17 protein-coding genes and 1 pseudogene are annotated in these 18,746 nt (G+C 70.3%); 9 read left to right on the top strand and 9 right to left on the bottom strand.

Annotated features, from left to right (window positions below; translation table 11 throughout):
* Positions 1-99: 99 nt before the first annotated feature.
* Positions 100-300, bottom strand: a complete 201-nt coding sequence (locus ACQ614_RS00280) for a hypothetical protein (protein ID WP_431676006.1) — start codon at positions 298-300, stop codon at positions 100-102.
* A 191-nt stretch (positions 301-491) separates the two neighbouring features.
* Here ACQ614_RS00280 and ACQ614_RS00275 point away from each other — a divergent pair, with 191 nt between their 5' ends.
* Together ACQ614_RS00275 and ACQ614_RS00270 are read left to right on the top strand one after the other, a co-directional pair.
* Positions 492-1,079, top strand: a complete 588-nt coding sequence (locus ACQ614_RS00275; RefSeq protein WP_431683791.1) for a helix-turn-helix domain-containing protein — start codon at positions 492-494, stop codon at positions 1,077-1,079.
* Entirely contained in the window at positions 965-3,124 is a 2,160-nt protein-coding gene (locus ACQ614_RS00270) for a hypothetical protein (RefSeq protein ID WP_431683790.1), read from the top strand. The genes ACQ614_RS00275 and ACQ614_RS00270 overlap by 115 nt, the downstream gene beginning before the upstream one ends.
* Before the next feature lie 274 nt (positions 3,125-3,398).
* Here the strand turns inward: ACQ614_RS00270 and ACQ614_RS00265 are convergent, their stop codons facing one another.
* The 3 genes and pseudogenes from ACQ614_RS00265 to istA all read right to left on the bottom strand — a co-directional run bounded on the left by ACQ614_RS00265 (position 3,399) and on the right by istA (position 6,307).
* On the bottom strand, positions 3,399-3,857 hold the full coding sequence (locus ACQ614_RS00265; protein ID WP_431676005.1) for a DUF4279 domain-containing protein: 459 nt from the start codon (positions 3,855-3,857) through the stop codon (positions 3,399-3,401).
* A gap of 37 nt (positions 3,858-3,894) precedes the next feature.
* Entirely contained in the window at positions 3,895-4,680 is a 786-nt protein-coding gene (gene istB, locus ACQ614_RS00260) for an IS21-like element helper ATPase IstB (RefSeq protein WP_431676004.1), read from the bottom strand.
* A pseudogene (gene istA / locus ACQ614_RS00255) lies at positions 4,677-6,307 on the bottom strand (IS21 family transposase). Before istA ends, istB begins: the two are co-directional and overlap by 4 nt.
* 236 nt (positions 6,308-6,543) lie before the next feature.
* Here istA and ACQ614_RS00250 point away from each other — a divergent pair.
* On the top strand, positions 6,544-7,551 hold the full coding sequence (locus ACQ614_RS00250; RefSeq protein ID WP_431676003.1) for a hypothetical protein: 1,008 nt from the start codon (positions 6,544-6,546) through the stop codon (positions 7,549-7,551).
* Positions 7,467-8,060: an adenylate kinase family protein gene (locus tag ACQ614_RS00245; RefSeq protein ID WP_431676002.1), complete on the top strand. Its 594-nt coding sequence runs from the start codon at positions 7,467-7,469 to the stop codon at positions 8,058-8,060. Before ACQ614_RS00250 ends, ACQ614_RS00245 begins: the two co-directional genes overlap by 85 nt.
* An 82-nt stretch (positions 8,061-8,142) precedes the next feature.
* Here ACQ614_RS00245 and ACQ614_RS00240 read toward each other — a convergent pair whose 3' ends face one another.
* The 3 genes from ACQ614_RS00240 to ACQ614_RS00230 form a co-directional block, all read right to left on the bottom strand.
* Positions 8,143-9,150, bottom strand: coding sequence for an IS630 family transposase (locus ACQ614_RS00240; RefSeq protein ID WP_431676001.1), 1,008 nt, complete (start codon positions 9,148-9,150; stop codon positions 8,143-8,145).
* A gap of 148 nt (positions 9,151-9,298) precedes the next feature.
* Positions 9,299-9,628, bottom strand: coding sequence for a ribosomal protein L7/L12 (locus tag ACQ614_RS00235; protein WP_431676000.1), 330 nt, complete (start codon positions 9,626-9,628; stop codon positions 9,299-9,301).
* 56 nt (positions 9,629-9,684) lie between these two features.
* A complete protein-coding gene (locus tag ACQ614_RS00230; RefSeq protein WP_431675999.1) occupies positions 9,685-10,269 on the bottom strand; it encodes a suppressor of fused domain protein in 585 nt (194 codons plus the stop codon).
* 137 nt (positions 10,270-10,406) lie between these two features.
* On the opposite strand from ACQ614_RS00230, the gene ACQ614_RS00225 reads away from it, so the two are divergent.
* The 5 genes from ACQ614_RS00225 to ACQ614_RS00205 all read left to right on the top strand — a co-directional run bounded on the left by ACQ614_RS00225 (position 10,407) and on the right by ACQ614_RS00205 (position 15,345).
* Positions 10,407-11,504 carry a hypothetical protein gene (locus ACQ614_RS00225; protein ID WP_431675998.1) on the top strand — a complete coding sequence of 366 codons (1,098 nt, stop codon included), beginning with the start codon at positions 10,407-10,409 and terminating at the stop codon, positions 11,502-11,504.
* A 95-nt stretch (positions 11,505-11,599) separates the two neighbouring features.
* Complete coding sequence (locus ACQ614_RS00220; RefSeq protein WP_431675997.1) at positions 11,600-11,887, top strand: hypothetical protein; 288 nt, start codon at positions 11,600-11,602, stop codon at positions 11,885-11,887.
* 101 nt (positions 11,888-11,988) lie between these two features.
* Positions 11,989-13,305 carry an IS701 family transposase gene (locus tag ACQ614_RS00215; RefSeq protein WP_431675996.1) on the top strand — a complete coding sequence of 439 codons (1,317 nt, stop codon included), beginning with the start codon at positions 11,989-11,991 and terminating at the stop codon, positions 13,303-13,305.
* 151 nt (positions 13,306-13,456) lie between these two features.
* Positions 13,457-14,071: a DNA polymerase Y family protein gene (locus ACQ614_RS00210; RefSeq protein WP_431675995.1), complete on the top strand. Its 615-nt coding sequence runs from the start codon at positions 13,457-13,459 to the stop codon at positions 14,069-14,071.
* 192 nt (positions 14,072-14,263) lie between these two features.
* Positions 14,264-15,345 (top strand): IS630 family transposase gene (locus ACQ614_RS00205; RefSeq protein ID WP_431675994.1). Its coding sequence is split into 2 segments (ribosomal slippage): positions 14,264-14,749 and positions 14,752-15,345, totalling 1,080 coding nucleotides; the frame shifts between segments, so codons are not numbered across the junction.
* Between the two features lie 243 nt (positions 15,346-15,588).
* On the opposite strand, the gene ACQ614_RS00200 is transcribed toward ACQ614_RS00205, so the two are convergent.
* Positions 15,589-16,932: a tetratricopeptide repeat protein gene (locus tag ACQ614_RS00200; RefSeq protein WP_431675993.1), complete on the bottom strand. Its 1,344-nt coding sequence runs from the start codon at positions 16,930-16,932 to the stop codon at positions 15,589-15,591.
* Positions 16,933-17,403: 471 nt separating this feature from the next.
* Positions 17,404-18,396, bottom strand: a complete 993-nt coding sequence (locus ACQ614_RS00195; RefSeq protein ID WP_431675992.1) for a hypothetical protein — start codon at positions 18,394-18,396, stop codon at positions 17,404-17,406.
* Positions 18,397-18,746 lie beyond the last annotated feature (350 nt).

Genomic DNA, 18,746 nt, shown 5'->3' with positions numbered 1-18,746 from the left:
CAGCACACCAGGGGCGGACGCGGATTCCGGCCCGTCGCGGACACCGATCCCGGGCGGCCCAAGACAATACGGCACCGCCGGGCCGCGGCGTGAGGGCCGTCAGGCAAGCAGCTGGGCGAGTACGCCGGTGACGGCGGCAGCGAAGGTGAGGACGGCGGCGAAGGCCACCGCGGCGCGGCCGAGGGCGGCCGGATAGGTGGCGCCGTCGAGACGGGCGAGCATGCCCGCGGCAGCGGCCGCCAAGACCGCGAACACGACGATCAGGGCGGCGGTGAGCAGGACGACGGCAACGCGGTTCACAGGGATCTCCCAGGAGAAGTCGAGGTGTTGGCGTCTCGACTTTCCTGGAACGGGTGTTGAGCAAGGTTGATCTGGACAAAGCTGGACACCGTTGGGCACCCGACGGTGGAGGACAGTTGAGCACGGAGGACCTTGGGCCTGAGGCGGCGCTCGTCGAGCTGCGCCGCCGGTTGGACGCCCAACGGGCTGCGATGCGCCTGACCAAGACCCAGCTTGCCGCCAGGGCGGGACTGAGCCGCGGTACCGTCCAGGGAGCCTTCACAGGAGGGGTTGTTCCCACGGCGGATACGGTCGCGGTGCTGGCCCGAGCGCTGCGGTTGCTGGATGTTCAGGACGAACTGCTGGAGCTGCAGCGCATTGCTGCCGGGAAGGCCGGCCAGGCGGCGGTGCCGCGCCCCGCGCAGGCAGACCGATCGCCACCGGTGCAGCAGAGGTGCTGGAGCCGCGCCTTGGCAAGCCGATTGCCGAGTGGGATCCGCACGATCTGGAGGTCCACCCTGCCGGTACCGGCTTGGTCGGGTCGGGGCGGCTGCCCCGCTACGTACCGCGCGCCCACGACCGGGCCCTCAACAACGCCGTACGAGAAGCGGCGGGGGGCTGCAGTCGGATGCTGGTCCTGGTGGGCTCGTCCTCGACCGGCAAGACCCGGGCGTGCTGGGAGGCCGTGCAGCCGCTCGCCGCCGACGGGTGGCGGCTGTGGCATCCGTTCGATCCGACCCGGGCCGAGGCCGCACTCGCCGACCTCGAACGCATCACGGCGCGCACGGTGGTGTGGCTGAACGAGGCCCAGCACTACCTTGGTGATTTGCAGGCAGGCGAGCGCATCGCCGCGGCCCTTCATGCCCTGCTCACCGATTCCGGCCGCGCCCCGGTTCTGGTGCTGGGCACTTTGTGGCCCGAGTACGCCGACCAGTACACGGCGCTGCCGCGCCCCGGCAAACGGGACCCGCACAGCCGGGCCCGCGAACTGCTGGCCGCACGCACCCTCAGCGTCCCCGAGACCTTCGACCGGGACGCGCTGGCCTGCGCCGAAGCCCTCGCCACGGGCGGGGACCGGTTCCTGGCCGACGCCCTCAGCCGCGCCGATAGCCATGGCCGTCTCGCCCAGGACCTGGCCGGCGCCCCGGAACTCCTACGCCGCTACGAGCACGGCAGCCCGGCAGTCCGGGCACTCCTGGAGACGGCGATGGACGCCCGCCGCCTCGGAGTCGGACTGTACCTCCCGCAGGCCTTCCTGACCGACGCAGCCGCCGACTACCTCTCCGACCAGGACTGGGACCAGCTCGGCGACGACTGGGCCGAAGCCGCCTACGCCGACCTCGCCCGCCCCGTCCACGGCAAACAGGCCCCCCTGCGCCGCAGCAACCCCAGACCGGCCCGCCGGCCCCCCGGCCAGCCGACGCCCGTTGTGGGGGCGGGGACATCGGAGGCAGCGTCAGCAGGTCCGGTGTTCCTGCTCGCCGACTACCTCGAACAGCACGGCCGCACCACCCGCCGCAGGCTCTGCCCTCCCGCCTCGTTCTGGCATGCTGCCCACGCCCACCTCGCTCGCCCCGACGACCTCAACCGGCTTGCCGATGCCGCCGAACGCAGGCACCGCCTGCAGTGGGCCCACCATTTCCGGCAGCGGGCTGCAGACGCCGGCCACCCTGGAGCCCTGTTCGAGCTGGCGCGGGTGCGGGCGGGGGCGGGGGACTGGGAGGGGACGGAGGTCTACGCTCGGCGGGCCGCCGACGCTGGCCGGCCTGATGCCCTGGTCGAGCTGGCGTGGATGCGGGAGCGGGCAGGGGACTGGGAGGGAGCGGAGGCCTACGCCCGGCCGGCCGCCGACACCGGCCACCCCTACGCCCTGGCCGTGCTGGCACGGGTGCGGGCGGAGATGGGGGACTGGGAGGGAGCGGAGGTCTACGCATGGCGGGCCGTTGACGCAGACCACCCCAACGCCCTGGCCGATCTGGCTGAGATGCGGGAGAAGGCAGGGGACCGGGAGGGTGCGGAAGCCTACGCCCGGCAGGCCACCGAAGCCGGCTACTTTGGAACCCTGTCCGAGCTGGCAGGGATGCGGGAGTGGGCGGGGGGCTGGGAGGGTGCCGAGGCCTACGCCCGGCGGGCCGCCGACGCCGCCGGCCCCGGAGTCCTGGTCGAGCTGGCGTGGATGCGGGAGCGGGCGGGGGACTGGGAGGGCGCCGAGACATACGCCCGGCAGGCCGCCGACGCCGGCGACCTCGGAGCCCTAGCCATGTTGGCGCGGGTACGGGCGAGGACGGGGGACTGGGAGGGTGCCGAGGCCCTCGCTCAGCGGGCCGCCGACGCCGGCAACCGCGGAGCCCTGTCCGAGCTGGCACGGATGCGGGAGCAGGCGGGGGACTGGGAAGGCGCCGAGACATACGCCCGGCAGGCCGCCGACGCCGGCGACCTCGGAGCCCTGGCTGAGCTGGCGCGGATGCGGGCGAAGGTGGGGGACTGGGAGGCTGCCGAGGCCCTCGCCCGGCAGGCCGCCGACGCTGACCACCCTGGAGCCCTGTTCGAGCTGGCACGGATGCGGGAGCAGGCGGGGGACTGGGAAGGCGCCGAGACATACGCCCGGCAGGCCGCCGACGCCGGCACCACCAGTGCCCTGGCTGAGCTGGCGCAGATGCGGGCGAAGGCGGGGGACCGAAAGGGTGCCGAGGCCCTCGCCCGGCAGGCCGCCGACGCGGGAGGAAGCCTGCCCTATCTGTCGACCAACTGGCCGTACGGGCTGGACCCGGACGGGTCCCCCACTTCCCCTTGGAGCACAAACACCCTGGACAAGCGGCACCTGAGCCCGGCGCCGAAGCCATGACCTGACACACCATCTGGCCCCGCCACCCAACGACGCGCCGACTCTGCACCAGGCGCTGCCTTTGCCGCCGATCCGGCGCGTCGTCGGGTGGCAGAAAGATGTCGAGCCCGAGGATGGTGAGGATCTCTGAAATCGGCCAGGTGGCGTTAACGGTTTGGTATGGCCCCACCTTTCCGGTCTGAACTGGCCCCGGCTTGCTGCGAGGGGTCCTTGTGTTCCGGCCCGGAGTGGCCCCGCTTCCGGTCTGTAGTGGCCCCGCTTCGAAGGGGCGGTGTCAGTCGTCGCTGGGCGTCATGTCGTATTCGCCGACATCCAGATCTGCGCCGGTTGCTGCGAGGAAGTCCACCACCGCGCGGTCCAGGTGCCAGCCGAAGAGGTTCGTGTCGTCCGGCGAGCCGCAGGGCTGCTCGTCATGCCGCTTGAAGTAGCGGTGGACCTGCAGAATCGCGCCCCCGGGGCCCTCCTCGGTTGCGAGACGGGTTGTCAGATTGGTGAGCGCCTCCATGTGGGGTCGGAGTCTGCCGATGACCTGGTCGATCTGCTCATCGACTGGCAGGCCGGGCTCGCGGCAGACAACCTTCCAGCAGTGACAGAACGGGATGGTGTGAGGTGAGGTTGTCAGACTCCCCCGCACCGTGACCTCGTCCGGTTCCACGCCAAGCAGCTGGGTGATCTCGTCGGCAGTGGTGCCCACGCTGGCGATCGCAAAGTAGACGTACTGAGTCAACGACACCCGCGGAGACTACCGACGCAGCCGCACGGCCGCCTGACTATTTCCTCGTCTGCTGCCTGGCTTTGGTCTGCGCGAGGCGGTAGGACTCGGTGCCGGTCTCGATGATGGTGCCGTTGAAGGTGAGGCGGTCGACGATGGCCGCGCAGAGCCGGGGGTCGGTGAAGGTCTTGGTCCAGCCTCCGAACGATTCGTTCGAGGCGATCGCAACACTGTTCTTCTCCTCCCTTTCCGTCAGAACCTGGAACAGCATCTCGGCGCCGCGGCGGTCCAGTTCGAGGTAGCCCAGTTCATCGATGCAGAGGAGATCGACGCGGCCGTAGCGGGCGATGGTCTTGGTCAGCTGCTTCTCGTCGGCCGCTTCGACGAGCTCGTTGACCAGGCGGGCCGCGAGCGCGTAGCGGACCCGGAAGCCGGCCATTGCCGCGGCGGAGCCGAGGCCGATCAGCAGGTGGGTTTTGCCGGTGCCGGAGTCGCCGATCAGGCAGAGCGGCTCGCCCCTCTTGACCCACTCGCAGGTGGCGAGGTTGTTGACCAGGGCGGGTGTGACATTGGGGTTGGCCGAGTAGTCGAAGTCCGACAGCCACTTCGAACGCGGGAAGCCGGCCGCGCGGATGCGCCGCTCGGACCGGCGGCGGTCGCGCTCCTCGCACTCGGCCATCAGCAGTTCGGCGAGGAAGCCGCGGTAGGAAAGGTGCTCGCGCTCGGCCCGGTTGACGGTGTCGGCGAACTGGGCCCGCATCGTCGGCAGCCGCAGGACGCGGCAGGCGGTGTCGATGGCGGCGTCGGAGGCGGGCTCGGTCAGGGTGTGGTGCGGGCCGGTCATCGAGGGTCCCTTCCGGGTCGGTCGTGCAGGAGCTGGTCCCAGCGCTCAAGCGCTGGCAGGGGACGCTGGTCGGGTGGCAGGCGGGCGGTTCTTCGTTCGGTCAGGCTCGGCAGCGGCAGTTCGGGTGGGGCAACCGGTTCGGGCAGCGGGACGGTGACGGTGACCGTCGGGGACCGGCCCTCGGTCTCGGCGGCCTTGCGCGCCTCCAGCGCGACGACGTCCGCGGTGCAGGCTCCGGCCGCGAAAGCGGCGGTGATGCCGGCGACGACGTCGCGGTGCTGCAGGTGCCGGTGCAGCAGCAGGACGTGGACCAGGGCCTTCGTGCCGTCGCTCTCCCCGAAGGCGTGCTTGGCCGCGGACCAGAACGCCTCGTGGGCGGGGGGGAAGGTGCCCGCGCGGCGGGCCTGGTCGAGTGCCTCGGAGCCGGCCAGGGCTCCCGGCTTGGCCAGCAGGACCTCCAGGAAGTGGTCCAGCACCAGCCGCTCGGCACCCTTCGTGGTCAGGCGCGGGTGGCGGGCGATCTCGGTGCGGCCGTGGAAGACGACGACCTCGTTCGAGCGGAGCAGGACGTGGACGGTGCGGCCGATGTAGCGGACCGGGACCGAGTAGCGGCAGACGCGGACGGCGACCATGCCATAGCGGTCGACGCGCGGGGTGAAGGCGAGCCCGGTCTCGAAGGCCTCGCTGGGGAGGGGCAGCAGGAGTGGGCCCTCGTGGGCGAAGTCCTGGCCGATGGTGCGGATCCGCATCCCGATCCGCCGGTTCTCTTCGGCCTGTTCGAACGCGGCGAAGGCGTCGTTGAGCTCGTCCAGGGAGTCGACGCGTGGGACGGGAGTGAGGTAGTTGCGCCGCCAGTAGCCAACCTGGCCTTCGACTCCGCCCTTCTCGTGGGCGCCGCGAAGTCCCGGCTCGCAGTAGAACGGGGTGATCGAGTAGTGCTGGCGGAAGTCGTGCCAGCGCGGATGCTCCTCCCGCGACCTGCTCTTGCGGATCACCCTGGTCACGGCGGGTGAGAGGTTGTCATACCGTATCTGGCCTGCGGGTATGCCGCCCAGGGTGCGGAACGCGTGGACGTGGCCGTCGAGGAAGGCCTCCTGCCCGCACGAGGCGGTGATCCGGTGGACGGCTTTGCCGGAGTAGGCGAGCCGGAACGCGAACAGGTAGCACTTGGTGCGCTCGCCGGCCAGGTCGACCCAGGCCTCGCCGAAGTCGACCTCCGCGTCCATGCCGGGCTGATTGTGGCGGATCACGAACCCCGCTGAGGGTGCGGCCCGGCGGCCTCGGCGATCGCCTGCCGGCGCCGGTGGACGTAGTCCCACACGGTCGAGTAGGCGATCTCCGCCCCGAGCTCCTGCTGAAGCCGGGCCAGGATCCGCTGGACGGTGTGCCGCTGCTTCGGCGGAGCCTCCAGATCGTCCAGCAGCCACTGGTCGATCGTTTTCTTGAAGGGCTCCAGCCTCGGAGAATGCCTCCTCGGTGTCCGCCGTGGCGGCGGCACTGCCGAGCACAAGGCCTCGCGCACCAGCCGCCGGTGGACGCCGTACTTCCGCGCGAGGGCGCGGACCGACAACCCCTCCCGCCACGAGTCACGGCGGATTAGCAGGAACAGCTCTTCCTTCGAGGACACCACTCGGTATCGCCCCCTCACGGAGACCTACACCGAGCGTTCCAGCCGCACGTCGAGGGTGGGGCCAACTCAAGCCGGAACAACCCCCGAACGCTCCCACGCGCCCCGCAGGTGGGGCCAACTCGGGCCGGAAAAGTGGGGCCAAATCAGAGGTTCAGGCACGGATTTCGTGAAGTCGATCGTGCTTCTGTGCGCGGGGTGACGCTCCGTCACTTCTAGGTGAATGCTGGTCCCGTGTGAGGAGATGTTCCTTCTGCTTCCGCATCTCGCAGGGGTACGGGTCGAGTGCATGGACCGAGCCGTATCCGTCGGGGAAGTTCCTCGATCGGCTCCGCGACACCCATGCCGCGGTCCGGGCCCAGGTCGAGCAGGGCCTGAGCCTGCGCGAGATCGCCCGTCGCCTCGGGCTGGGGCGCAACACGGTCCGCAAGTACGCTCGCGCAGCCAGCCCCGAGGCGATGCTGCATGGCCAGCGGCAGAACCGGACCAGCAAACTCGACCCCTTCAAGCCCTTCCTCGAGCAACGCATCGCCGAGGGCTGCACCAACCTGTCCCTGCTCCACCGTGAGCTGCAAGAACGCGGGGCACGCTGCAGTTACAGCACTCTGCGCGACTACCTTCGGCCGCTGCGGCCCGACCGCCGGGACGCCGGGACCACGCCGCCGATCGCCAGACCTCCCTCACCCCGCGAGGCCACCCGGTGGATCACCAGCCGTCCCGATCACCTGCGCGAGGACGACCAGCGGCAGCTCAAGGCGCTACTGGCCCGCTCACCCGAACTCGCGGCCGCCGCCGGCCACGTCCGCACCTTCGCGGCCATCATGACCAACCGCGAGGGAGACCAGCTGCCGCATTGGATCGCGGACGTGTGCGCCGACGAGCAGTGCGGCCTGGCCGGTTTCGCCGCCGGACTGATCCCCGACCTCGACGCCGTCGTCTACGGCATGAGCACCGACTGGTCATCCGGCCCGGTCGAGGGCCGCGTCAACGACCTGAAGGCGCTCAAGCGCAGCATGTTCGGCCGAGCGAAGGCACCTTTGCTCCGTAAGCGGCTCCTGCTGATCGCGGCCAGCCGACGGGTTCGATGCGCATCGCCATCTTGCAACCACCGGCCTGGTGGCGGGAGACGCCAAGCGATTCGCTGGCTCGGGCCCTGGCAGTGCCGCGCATCAACTTCAGCAATCTCATACGCGCTCACCTCCGCCAGGGCACCGACCTGGGGATCCGGTCCGCGGAGATCATGAACTCCGGCAGGCCGCTCCCGGACGAGATCATCAATGCGATCGTCCGCGACCACCTTTGCCAGGCAGCCCCCACGGCTTTCCTCCTCGACCGGCACCCGCTCAATGCCGCCCAGGCGCTTGCTCTGGACGAGTTGCTCCACGAACTCGGCACGCCCCTGGACAGCGTGTTGCGCCTGCACCTTCCCGAGCAGGAGGTGGAGGGCCGCGTACGCCACCAGTCCGCCCGTCGCCTCTGCCGTAACGACTCGGCCCACGTCTACGAGCCGGCGGTGGACACCCTCGACGTCGATGGCGCCTGCAACGTCTGCGGCGGTGAGCTCTATCAGCGTGAGGATGACAAAGAGAAGAGCATCCGCGGTCGGTTCAGCAGCTACGAAGCGATAGTGGAGCCCATCACCCAGCACTACGAAAGGCAAGGGCTCCTCGTCACGGTCGACGCAGCTGGCACACCCGACGAGATAGCCAGTAACGCGCTCACCGCGCTCCGACAGCATCAGGCATCCACCTGAATATGACTGAGCGTCACCGTACGCACAGAAGCACGATCGACTTCACGAAATCCGTGCCTGAACCAAATCAGACCGTTATTGATCAGAAACTCAATTGGTTCTCGTCGAGGGTGTAGCGCACGTGCGGGGCGTGGAAGTAGCCGCGGACGATGTGGGGCTGGCGCTGGCGGCGACGGAAGAAGCGTCGTGCTTCGGCCGCGAGCTCGGCCTGGTTGCGGGCCCGGTGGCTCATGGGCAGGCTGCGCTTGAGGTCGGAGTTGACCAACTCGTCGGGGTTCAGTTCGGGCGAGTACGACGGTAGGAAGTGCAGCTCGACCTGGTCGGCGTGGTCGGCCAGCCAGGCGCGGACCTTCCGGGAGCGGTGGGCCGAGTGGCGGTCCACGACGAGGTGGACCTTGCGGTCGAAGTGTCCGGCGAGCCGGCCGAGGAAGCGGCACATGACCTGCGCGTTGAAGGTGCCGGTGAAGACCATGAAGTGCATGCGGCCCTTGGTGCTGATCGCGGACATGGCGTTGACCGAGAACCGGTTGCCGGTCCGGCGCACGATCGGGGTCCGGCCCTTCTCTCCCCAGGTGCGGCCGGTGACCTGGTCGGACCGGATGCCGACCTGGTCGGCGAAGAGCACCTCGGCGCCCTCGGCCTTCGCCTTCGCGCGGATCGCCGGCCAGGTTTCCTCCAGCCAGCCGCGCACCGCCTCGGGGTCCTGCTCGACGGCCCGTTTGTCCGGACGCTGGAACGACAACCCCCAGCGCCGCAGGTACTTGCCCACCCCCTGCTCGGTCAGCCGGACCCGATACAGCTTCGCGATCAGCGCACCCACCTGGGAGCGCGTCCACAGCTGACCGGCAAGCCCCAGGTCACAGGGCTGGTGGTCGAGCACGGCCTGCCGCACCGCCGCCTGCTCGGCCTCGGACAGCACCTGATGTTCCCCGATACGCCGCCCGCGCGGGCGCCCGATCAGCGCCTCACGACCGCCGTCCAGCCACTTCGCCCACCAGCCGTCCACCGTCTTCAACGAGACCTTGAACACCGCCGCGACCTCTTCTCGGTCCCGGCCCTCCAACAGCGCGGCCACCGCCCTGAATCGCAACGCCTCCTGCGCCGACGGTGACAAGTGCCGCGCGTCTCCCACCAGTTCACTCACGCGGTGTTCAACGAACCGGAACCCCAACCGTTTCGGATCAATAACGCCACAGGCCTTCCAGGCATACCGAGACCACGTGGTTGGCGGAGGCTGATCAGGGCCTGGACCGGCTCGCAGGGCAGCCTGTCGGAGACATATAGGGCGAAGAGCACGGGCCTGGATCCACTGGACATTCGTTCGGAGACATCACTCGCTCGCACCACCGGCAGGCCAATTCGGCTCGGGCGCCGCGTTCGTTGAGGCGCATCGCTGCTTGTTCTGCCCTTTCGAACCACGTCTCAGTGATGAGAGTGGTCGGGGCTGCTTCGAGCAGTTGTTTGCTCCGCCAGGCGCTCAGTCCGGTCACGGATCGGACCGCCTGAACCAAGTCCCGCCCGCAGTCTCCGCCCGCCGTCAACAGCACGCCGAACGGTGGCTCCTCCATCGTTCCTCCAAACAGGTGAATCGTGACTCCGGCAGCCCGGAGCGAGGGGCAGGTTCTCAGACCACTGAAGCGCGCCTGGGATCCGTGGGCTCGATCTCGTGCTGCTCGAAGAGTTGCTCCAGCGCTTCATGGCCGTGTTCGCGGCGATACGCGAGTTCAGCGGCTGTCACCGGGAGAGCCCAGAGGATGCGGGCATGCCCGCTCGGAAGCGGGCAGATCTCCAGGTCGGGGTCGTGGAGGTAAGGCAGGCTGATGAGCAGGTGGTCGCAAGACGAACCAGGCATCCACGGCTCACCGATGGGCATGCTGTGCTCAAGATCGAGATGGTGGCCCGCGTGGTAGTAGGCGATCTTCGCGAGCAGGTCGATGAAGCTCAAGTCGCCGGCCGGAGCGGTCAGGGCGAACTCAATTCCGTGGCCGTGCTTCTCGACCGCGGACCAGCACCCGGCGGTGACGTATGTCCAGGCGCTGCAGCGGGGGCCCGGGCTGGCCGCGATGATGCGCAGCCCGGGGACGGCTTCCCGACGGCCGGGCCCGAGGTCGTAGTCGTGGGCTTGAACCTGTTCGTGACCTGCAAAGAAGTCACGGACGTGCGACTCGACGCCCGCGATGGCCTGCTGTCTGCGCTTCGCTACGAACATGGCCGGGATGATCTCAGGCGCGGTCGCAAGTGCTGACACTGGCCCCTCAGCAGCCAGGCCCAGCGGCAGAGGACACCGTGGATCAGTAGTTCAGAGAAGGCTTCGCCCGCGCGCACGCGGTCGCCTTCGCCCTACCGGTGCTGCAGTCAGCCTGGCTGAAGGCCCACTGGCCGGCGCCGTTCTACGCCGGCCTGCTGGAGCACGACCCGGGGATGTACCCGAAGCGCCTGGTGCTCGCGGACGCCCGGCGCCGCGGCGTGCCCGTCCTGCCGGTCGACGTCCAGCATTCCGCCGCCACCTACCGCACCGAGCAACTGCCCGACGGCCGGCTGGGACTGCGGATCTCCCTCGCAGACGTGCACGGCATCACCGGTGAGATCGCCGAGCGGATCGCTACCGGCAGCCCCTACACGGACGTCGCCGACTTCTGGGACCGCGCCCGCCCCTCCCGGCCGATCGCCGAACGCCTCGCCCGCATCGGCGCGCTCGATGCCCTTACCCCCGGCGCGCACCGCCGCGAGCTCCTGCTGCAGATCGACGAACTCCACCACCGACACCGCACTGCCGCCTCCCCGGACCAGCTCGTTCTCGCCCATCCCACCGCCCCGGCGCCAGGTACGACGGGCCTGCCGGTGATGAGCCCGGCCGAGGAGACACAGGCCGAACTCGAGGTTCTCGGCATGGACGCCTCCCGGCACCTCATGGAGCCCTTCCACCCGCTGCTCGCCGAGCTCGGCGTCACCCCCGCCCACCGGCTGAAGGAGCACCGGGACGGGGAGACCGTCCTGGTCGCGGGCGCGAAGGTCGCCATCCAGACCCCGCCGATGAGAAGCGGCCGCCGCACGATCTTCGTCTCCCTCGACGACGGCTCCCAAGGGAGCACCGGGCAGATCGACCTCACCTTCTTCGACGACACCCACGCCCACGCCGCCCACCCGCTGTTTCACCACTTCCTGATCCTCGCCCGCGGCACCGTCTCCCGCCGCGGCAAGAGCGTGACCGTGATCGGCTCCTGTGCCTGGAACCTCCAGGAGGTTGCCGACGCCCACGTCGCCGGCGGCACCGCCGCCGTCCGCGACTACCTCGCCCGCACCACCGGCGTCGGCAGCGCCGAGGCCGACCGGGACGCGCACCGCAGCACCAGTCTGAACAGTCCGGACGGTCCGGACGACCAGCCGGCGTCCGGAGGCGGCGCCGGACGGCTGTGGCACGCAAGTCCCGGTTCTCCAGGCTGAGACATGTCTCATGAGCGAGGCGGAGCGAATCTCGAGCGACAGGACGACGGGCTTCCTGGACGATGGCGGGCGGTGGTGAACGGGGTGATGTGCTGGTGGAGGGGATCACGATGACGGGAATGTCGCTGGAAGCGCTGGACGCTGTGGTGTGGGACGGGCTTGAGACGGGCCACCCTCTGAAGTCGGTCGAGGACGTGGCCCGGGCGCTCCGGAAGCTCGCCCGGGCGGGCGCTCAGGCGACGGAGGAGGACTGCTACCCGCTGTACTCTCTCGTCACGAGAGACGGGTGTGAGACACCGTCCGCGGCCGCTGTCGCCCTGCCGTTCGTCATCGCTCTCGCCGCAGACCCCGCCATGGGCGCGCGGATCCCCCTCGTCGGCTGACCTCTCGTCTTTCGCGGTTTTCATGATCGAAAGAGGGGGCTTGTGTCGTAGACGTGCGGAAGCATCGACGGGTCTGTTCCACCTCTGTCGAGGGGCCGTCGATGCTTCCACCGGGGACCGTACCCCCTTCGCTGTTACTCGTGCTGGCGGTCTTCCGGGATTGCTTCACCGCGCCGTCGTTCGAGACGCTCGCGGCGCTGGTCACGGGGACGGTGACACGTACTGGGCGGCGGACGGTGACCGGGATGCTGACCGGCGCCGGACTGTCGGCCCGGTGGCCGCACGACCGGGCCCACCGGTTCTTCGCCGCCGGGGTGTGGGACCTGGACCGGGTCGGCCTCGTGCTGGCCCGTCTGATCGTGGAGCGGCTGCTGCCCGCGGGGGCTGCGCTGCAGGTCGCCGTCGACGACACGCTGTTCAAGCGCACGGGGCGCAAGGTCTTCGGTGCCGCGTGGCAGTACGACGGTGCGGCCACCGGACCGAAGCCCATCGGGCGGGGGACCTGCTTCGTGGTGGTCGCCCTGGTGGTGCGCCTGCCTTTCCTCACCCGCCCGATCGCGTTGCCCATCCTGGCCCGGCTGTGGCGCCCCAAACAGGGGAAGACGAAAGTCGATCTCGCCCTCGACCTGGTCGCGCTGCTGGCCCGCGCGTTCACCGACCGGCGGATCGACGTGGTGGCCGACGGCGCCTACCACGGCCGCGCCCTGCGCGAGCTGCCCGGCACGGTGACGTGGACGTGCCGGCTGCCGGTCAACGCCGCCCTGTACGAACTCGCCCCGCCGCCGACCGGCCGCCGTGGCCGGCCGTGCCTGAAGGGCGCCAAGATCGGCACCCCGAAGAGCTGGGCCGAGCAGGCAGTCTTCACCGCGCACACCGTCACCCGGTACAACCGGCCGCCCGCGACCGTGCACATCGCCGAGCTCGTCTGCCTGTGGTACGGCAGCTTCCACACCCGCACCATCCGCGTCCTGCTCGTCCGCGACCCGGGCTCGACCAAGCCCTTCGACCTGGCCCTGGTCACCACCGACCTGACCACCCCCGCCGCCGAGCTGGTGGAACGCTACGCCGGCCGCTGGTCGATCGAGACCACCTTCGAGGAAGTCCGCGAACACCTGGACGTCGGCCAGGCCCAGAACAGGGTCCGGGCGGCGGTCGAGCGCACCGTGCCGTTCGGCCTGTACGTCTACAGCCTCACCGTCATCTGGTACGCCCTTCACGGCCACCACCCCGCCGACGTCGCCGAGCACCGGGCCCGCGCCCCCTGGTACACCACCAAGACCACCCCGTCCTTCCAGGACATGGTCGTCAAGCTCCGGCGCACCGTCATTGCGGCCAGGAATATGCCCGAACACGCAGGTCAGCCCACCGACCACGAAATCGCCGCCGTCCACCGGGCCTGGGCCGCCGCAGCCGCGTAGCCCACAAGACGATCAAGAAAACCGCGAAAGACGAGGATGATCCTCCGCGACGAGGACCTGCGCGGTCTCATCGAACAGGCCCTCGCGTGTGGGGGCCCAGGCTCGGGCGAGACATGCTGAAACGTCTGGTGAATCCCGGGAGCGCAGGCTGATGACGAGCCGCTCGATCCTCCACGTCCGCCTGCACGAGGTGCCGTTCGCGATCTACGGCGAGGCCCTCGCCGCGCTCGGCGACATCACCCCCGTCGTCCAGGCCCTGCCACCGGACTCCGCGCTGCTCGACGTCACCGGCGCCCTCGGCTACTTCCGCCGCACCCCCGAAGGCCTCGCCGACCTGATCGCCACCCGCCTGCTCGCCCGCTTCGGCCTCCACGCCGCGATCGGCGGCGGCCACACCCCGCTCCTCGCCCACCTTGCCGCCGACACCTGCACCCCCGGCCGCATCCGCATCTTCGACCCCCACACTCCCGACACCGCACGGTTCCTGCGCTCCCGCCCCGTCCAGGCCCTGCCCGACGTCGGACCGAAACTCGCCCGCACCCTCGCCCGCTACGACATCACCACCACCGGCCACCTCGCCGACCTGCCCCTGCCCACTCTCCAGCGGATCGCCGGCACCAGCACCGCCCGTCTCCTCCACGACCGCGCGCATGGCCGCGACCCCTGCACCGTCGCCCCCTCCGGGCCGCCCGCGAGCATCACCGCCACCCGCCGCTTCCCCACCGATGTCCTCGACCCCCACCACGTGCGCCGCTCACTGCCGTAGCGATGACGGCGGCTCGCTCTCCTCTGGCGGATGGCGGCCTGACGTTCTCCGGCAGTGCACGAATCCGGCGCTCCCGGACCACCGGCTACCCGCGGAGACCGTATGCGGCTCGCGTTACTGACCTCGGCGCTTCAAGGTGATTGGCCTGTTTGTGTAGCTGACTGACGGTCTTTTGCGCGCTATGCCGTTGGTATGCGCTATGCGGATGGGGGCGGGCTGACGGCGAAGGCACGTCAGCGCCGCGAGGCGGTGCGGTTGGAGGCCGCCGCGTTGTTCGACGAAGGTGTCCCGCCGAGGGAGGTTGCCCACAGGCTGCGGGTGACCGCGAAATCGGCCTACCAGTGGCATCAGGCCTGGCGGGAGGACGGGGTCGGGGCGCTGGCCTCACGGGGACCGGGTGGGCAGCGGTGCAAGCTGTCGGCGCGGTGCCGGGAGAAGCTGGCCGGGTACCTCGAGCAGGGGCCGGCCGCTCACGGTTGGGACGAGGACCAGGTGTGGACCGGCGCGCGGGTGGCGACGCTGATCGGGCGGAAGTTCCACGTGTCCTACAGCGTCTCGGGGGCCACCCGGCTGATGCACCGGCTCGGCTTCACCCCGCAGATCCCCGCGCGCCGGGCCGCGGAACGCGACGAGCGGGTCGTGGCAGCGTGGAGGGAGGCGACCTGGGCGGAGGTAAAAGCGCCCGGGCGGCCTGCGACGGATGGCTCTGCTTCGAGGACGAAGCCGGTTTCACCCGCAGACCGCCCAGAGGACGCACCTGGGGACGCCGCGGCATCACCCCGATCGTGAAGGTGAGCGGCAGCCGCTCGGGAAGGATCTCCGTCGCCGGACTGATAGCGATGCGCCCGGGCTCACGAACCCGCCTGTGCCACCGGCTGCGACGCCACACCGGACGCGAGGGTGAGCGCCGCAGCCTGTCCGAACACGACTACATCGGGCTGATAGACGGGATACACCGGCTGGTCAGAGCGCCCATCGTGCTCGTGTGGGACCGGCTGAACACCCACGTCTCCCATACGATGCGCGACCTGATCGACGCGCGGGACTGGCTGACGGTGTTCGTGCTGCCCTCATACGCACCCGAACTGAACGCGGTCGAGTACCTGTGGGCCCACGTCAAACGCAGTCTGGCGAACCTCGCCAGCGTCGCCCTCGACCGGCTCGAAGCCGTCGTCCGCAACCGCCTCAAACGACTGCAGTACCGCCCCGACCTCCTCGACGGCTTCCTCACCGGAACCGGACTCTCCCTCGACCTCCCACCGCCATCACCTTGAAACGCCGAGGTCAGTACCCGCATTCGGATGGCCATGATCGATCCGGCCGACACCGCGGTCGGACCCAGGCATTGGACCGGGCGACGCCTTGCCCCCGCCATGCCGCCCCAAGACCCATCGTGCGATTCGACACCGCCCTCGCCGTCGCCACCCTGCTGCTCGCCGTCCACGCCCACACCACCACCTCCATCGCTGCTGCGCACCGCGCGGGACGCTATCCAGCGGGTCCGGATCGGCAGAACCTCAGAACGGCGGACCGTCGTGCCACGGGCCGTAAGCCAGGGCGATGGGTGTCCGGGGGCGGGGTCGCTGAAGGACGGCCAGGGCGTCGTCGATACGGTCGAGGTCGATGAGGTAGCCGGCCAGGGAGTGGCTGTCGGTGTGGCCTTGTTGCCGGAGGACGGTGACAGCCTCCTCGGTGCGCCCGGCGTCGGCGAGCAGTCGGGCGATGGCGTAGGAGTCGGCACCTTCGGGGTGGTTCCGGGCCTGGGCGATTGCTTCGTCGACGCCGTCGCGGGCGGCGATCAGCGGCAGCCGTATCCGGTAGAGGTCCCACTCCTCCTCGCCCCCGCGGGCGGCGGCGAGGGCGTCGAGGTGTGCCAGGCCGTCTGCGGGTCGGTTTTGGTCGAGGCACAGGTCGGCCAGGGTGTGGAGGATCCAGTCCTCGCCGTTGCGGGCGTCGGCCAGGGTGCGCATCACGTCGATCGCCTCGTCGCCCCGGCCGTGCCGGGCCAGGAGCTGCGCGAGCCCGAAGGCCGAGTTCGGGTCGTCGGCCACGGGCCCGCCGGCCAGTTGGTATGCCGCGATCGCCCCCTCCACGTCGCCGTGCTCCTCCAGCCATCTTGCGAGCTGTTGTACGGCGTACCCCGAGTCGTCGCTCGCCGCAGTTGCCCGCAGCTCGTCGATCCGGCCGTGCCGTGCCAGCAGCGCGGCCAGTTGCTCACGGTTGTTGAGCAGCGTGGTGCTGCCGGTGCGCAGTAGGGCGATGGCCTCGTCGGTGCGGCCCTGGCGCCCGCGGATGGTGGCGATCAGGCCGATCGCCGTGTCGCGATCGAGGCCTTTGCAGCACCACGGGAAGTCGGAACACCGGTGTTCGGCCCGGGCGGCGAGTAGCTCGGCGGCTTCCTCGTGGCGGCCGGCGGCGGCCGCGACGTCGACCAGTGCCCGGGCGAGGGACAGCTCGCCGATGTGCGGGCGCAGCAGGGTGAAGGCCTCCTCGGCTCGGCCGTGTCGAGCGAGCAGGCGCGTGTAGGACTCCAGTGCCATCGGGTGCCCGGCCTCCATGCGGACCCGGGTGGTCTCGATTGCCTCGTCGACGCGGCCCCAGCCCTCCAGCAGCTCGGCCGTGGCCTCGACAGCCGTCCACCAGCCGGTTGCCAGGTACGGGGCGAGCACCTCCAACGCGTCGGCCTGCCGGCCCTGCTCGCCCAGCAACCGCGCCCACGCCAGCGCGCAGAACCACTCCCCGTGTCCGGCCTGCAGCTCCACCACAGCGGCGTGGCCGCGTTCGAGCAGCCGCGAGACCAGCTCCGGCGGGATGCAGCCGGACCGCGTCCGGGCCCGATAGTCAAGATCAGCAGCGTCCACGGCCACGCACCGTAGCGCTCGCCCCTGACACCTTGCCGATTCCACGGCAGTTGCGAATACGGCACGGTTGGAATGACGCTCCCTGCCAACTGGGGCCTCGAACTGGGGCGCGAAGGAGCGGGGGGCCTACGCCAACGACCTGGACGAGCCCCGCGCGCTGATCGCGGTCTCCGCCCGCTCCAACCGCTCCAAGGCGGACAAGGACGTCACCGACTGGCTCCCGCCCGCGGCCGCCTACCGCTGCACCTACCTTGCCGACTGGACCGTGATCAAGACCCGCTGGGGCCTCACGGTCGGCCAGGCCGAGCCGACACCCTGCACCGGCTCGCCGCCGACTGCTCGAACGAACCGCTCGGCGTCACTCTCGCCCGCTGACACCACCCGGCCTACCGACTCGGCGAGGACTCCCGCACCGAAGCCGCTGCGCCACGGGCGGCTCGCGAGGCGGTGCGTGAGGGCTGAGGCGGGGTGTCAGTACGTGTCGGCGATCCAGGCGTAGTCGTCGGGGTTGCGCATCTGGGTGAGGGCGGTGCGCAGCCCTTCCTTCTCGGCGAGGTCTTGGAGCCAGGGGACGGGGGTGAGGAGGGTGGCGAGGTGGTCGGTGGCTTCGGTGTCGAGGAAGGTGTCGAGGTCTGCGGGGATGGGGTCGTCGACGAGGCAGAGCCAGGCGAGGGCCGCGCTCATCCGGATCTCGGCGGGGCGGGTGGGGTCCTGCCACCATGCGCGGGTGTGTGCGGTCGTGGCGGTGTCGCGTTCTTCCCAGGCCAGTTCGCCGATCGCCAGGACCAGGCTCGCGCGGGTTACCGGGTCGTTTTCGGCGTCGAGGCGTGCGTGCAGGGCGGCCGTGATCCGGTCGCGCGCCGGGGAGGCTGCGGCCGAGAGGGCGTAGGCGGTGGCGGTTCGGACTGCTGGGGTGGTGTGGTCGAGCAGGGGCAGCAGCAGATCTGCGTCTGCGGTGAGGGCCTGCCGGGCAGCTTGGACAGACCAGGTGCCCACGTAGCCGCTGGGCTCGAAGGTGAGGCTGCCTGGAGGGGTGCTGGTGCGCAGGAGCCCGGTGCGGGTGCCGTCCCCGAGGTGGGGACGGCGGGCGAGGGCTCCGACCAGGCGAAGGGCGCGTGGGTGGGGGCGGGTGAGGGCGATGCGGATCAGGAAGGGGACAGCGAGCGCCCCGGCGGCACTGGGGCTGCCCTGGTGACAGACGGTGTCCCACAGGAGTTCCAGCTCGTCGTCGGCCCTCCTCGCGTCGCTGTGCCGGATCCGGGTCAGGATTCCGGGCAGGTCGCTGCCGGGGCCGAAGGCGTGGTGGAACCTCTCCCACGGCACCGCGTCGTAGTTCAGGCCGTCCTTGACCTCGGAGGTCATCGCGGCCACGACTACCCGCACGTCCTCCGGCGTGCCCGCGTGGAACTCCAGCCCGCCTTCCTCCCATATCGCCGGGACACCGTCCACGCCCCGCCAACTCACAACAGCTCCCTTTCCCGAGCGCCGTCTATCTGCGTCCCGCCCTGCCGGTCAAGATCATCAGTGTCCATGGCGGCACACCGTAGCGCTGGCCTCCGACACTCCATCGGCACCGGCAGCAGAGGTCGAATACAGCACGGTTGGAATGACACTCCCCGCCAGTCGGTGCCTCGAACTGGAGCACGAAGGAGCGGGAGGCCTGCGCCAACGACCTGGACGAGGCCCGCCTGCTGATCGCGGTCTCTCCCTGCTCCAACCGCTCCAAGGCGGACAAGGACGTCCCCGAGTGGCTCCCGCCCGCGGCCGAGTACCGGTGCACCTACCTCGCCGACTGGGCCGCGATCAAGACCCGC

The sequence above is a fragment of the Kitasatospora dryopteridis genome, assembly GCF_050749075.1.
Lineage (GTDB): Bacteria > Actinomycetota > Actinomycetes > Streptomycetales > Streptomycetaceae > Kitasatospora.
The sequence above is the reverse complement of the archived record's forward strand: the minus strand, read 5'-3'. Positions and strand labels throughout refer to the sequence as shown.

Bases quoted from the DNA above. Each gene is read 5' to 3' on its own strand.
- ACQ614_RS00275 (WP_431683791.1), top strand. From the start codon at position 492: ATGCGCCTGACCAAGACCCAGCTTGCCGCCAGGGCGGGACTGAGCCGC.
- istB (WP_431676004.1), bottom strand. From the start codon at position 4,680: ATGACCGGCCCGCACCACACCCTGACCGAGCCCGCCTCCGACGCCGCC.
- ACQ614_RS00235 (WP_431676000.1), bottom strand. From the start codon at position 9,628: ATGGAGGAGCCACCGTTCGGCGTGCTGTTGACGGCGGGCGGAGACTGC.
- ACQ614_RS00230 (WP_431675999.1), bottom strand. From the start codon at position 10,269: ATGTTCGTAGCGAAGCGCAGACAGCAGGCCATCGCGGGCGTCGAGTCG.
- ACQ614_RS00215 (WP_431675996.1), top strand. From the start codon at position 11,989: ATGCTTCCACCGGGGACCGTACCCCCTTCGCTGTTACTCGTGCTGGCG.
- ACQ614_RS00210 (WP_431675995.1), top strand. From the start codon at position 13,457: ATGACGAGCCGCTCGATCCTCCACGTCCGCCTGCACGAGGTGCCGTTC.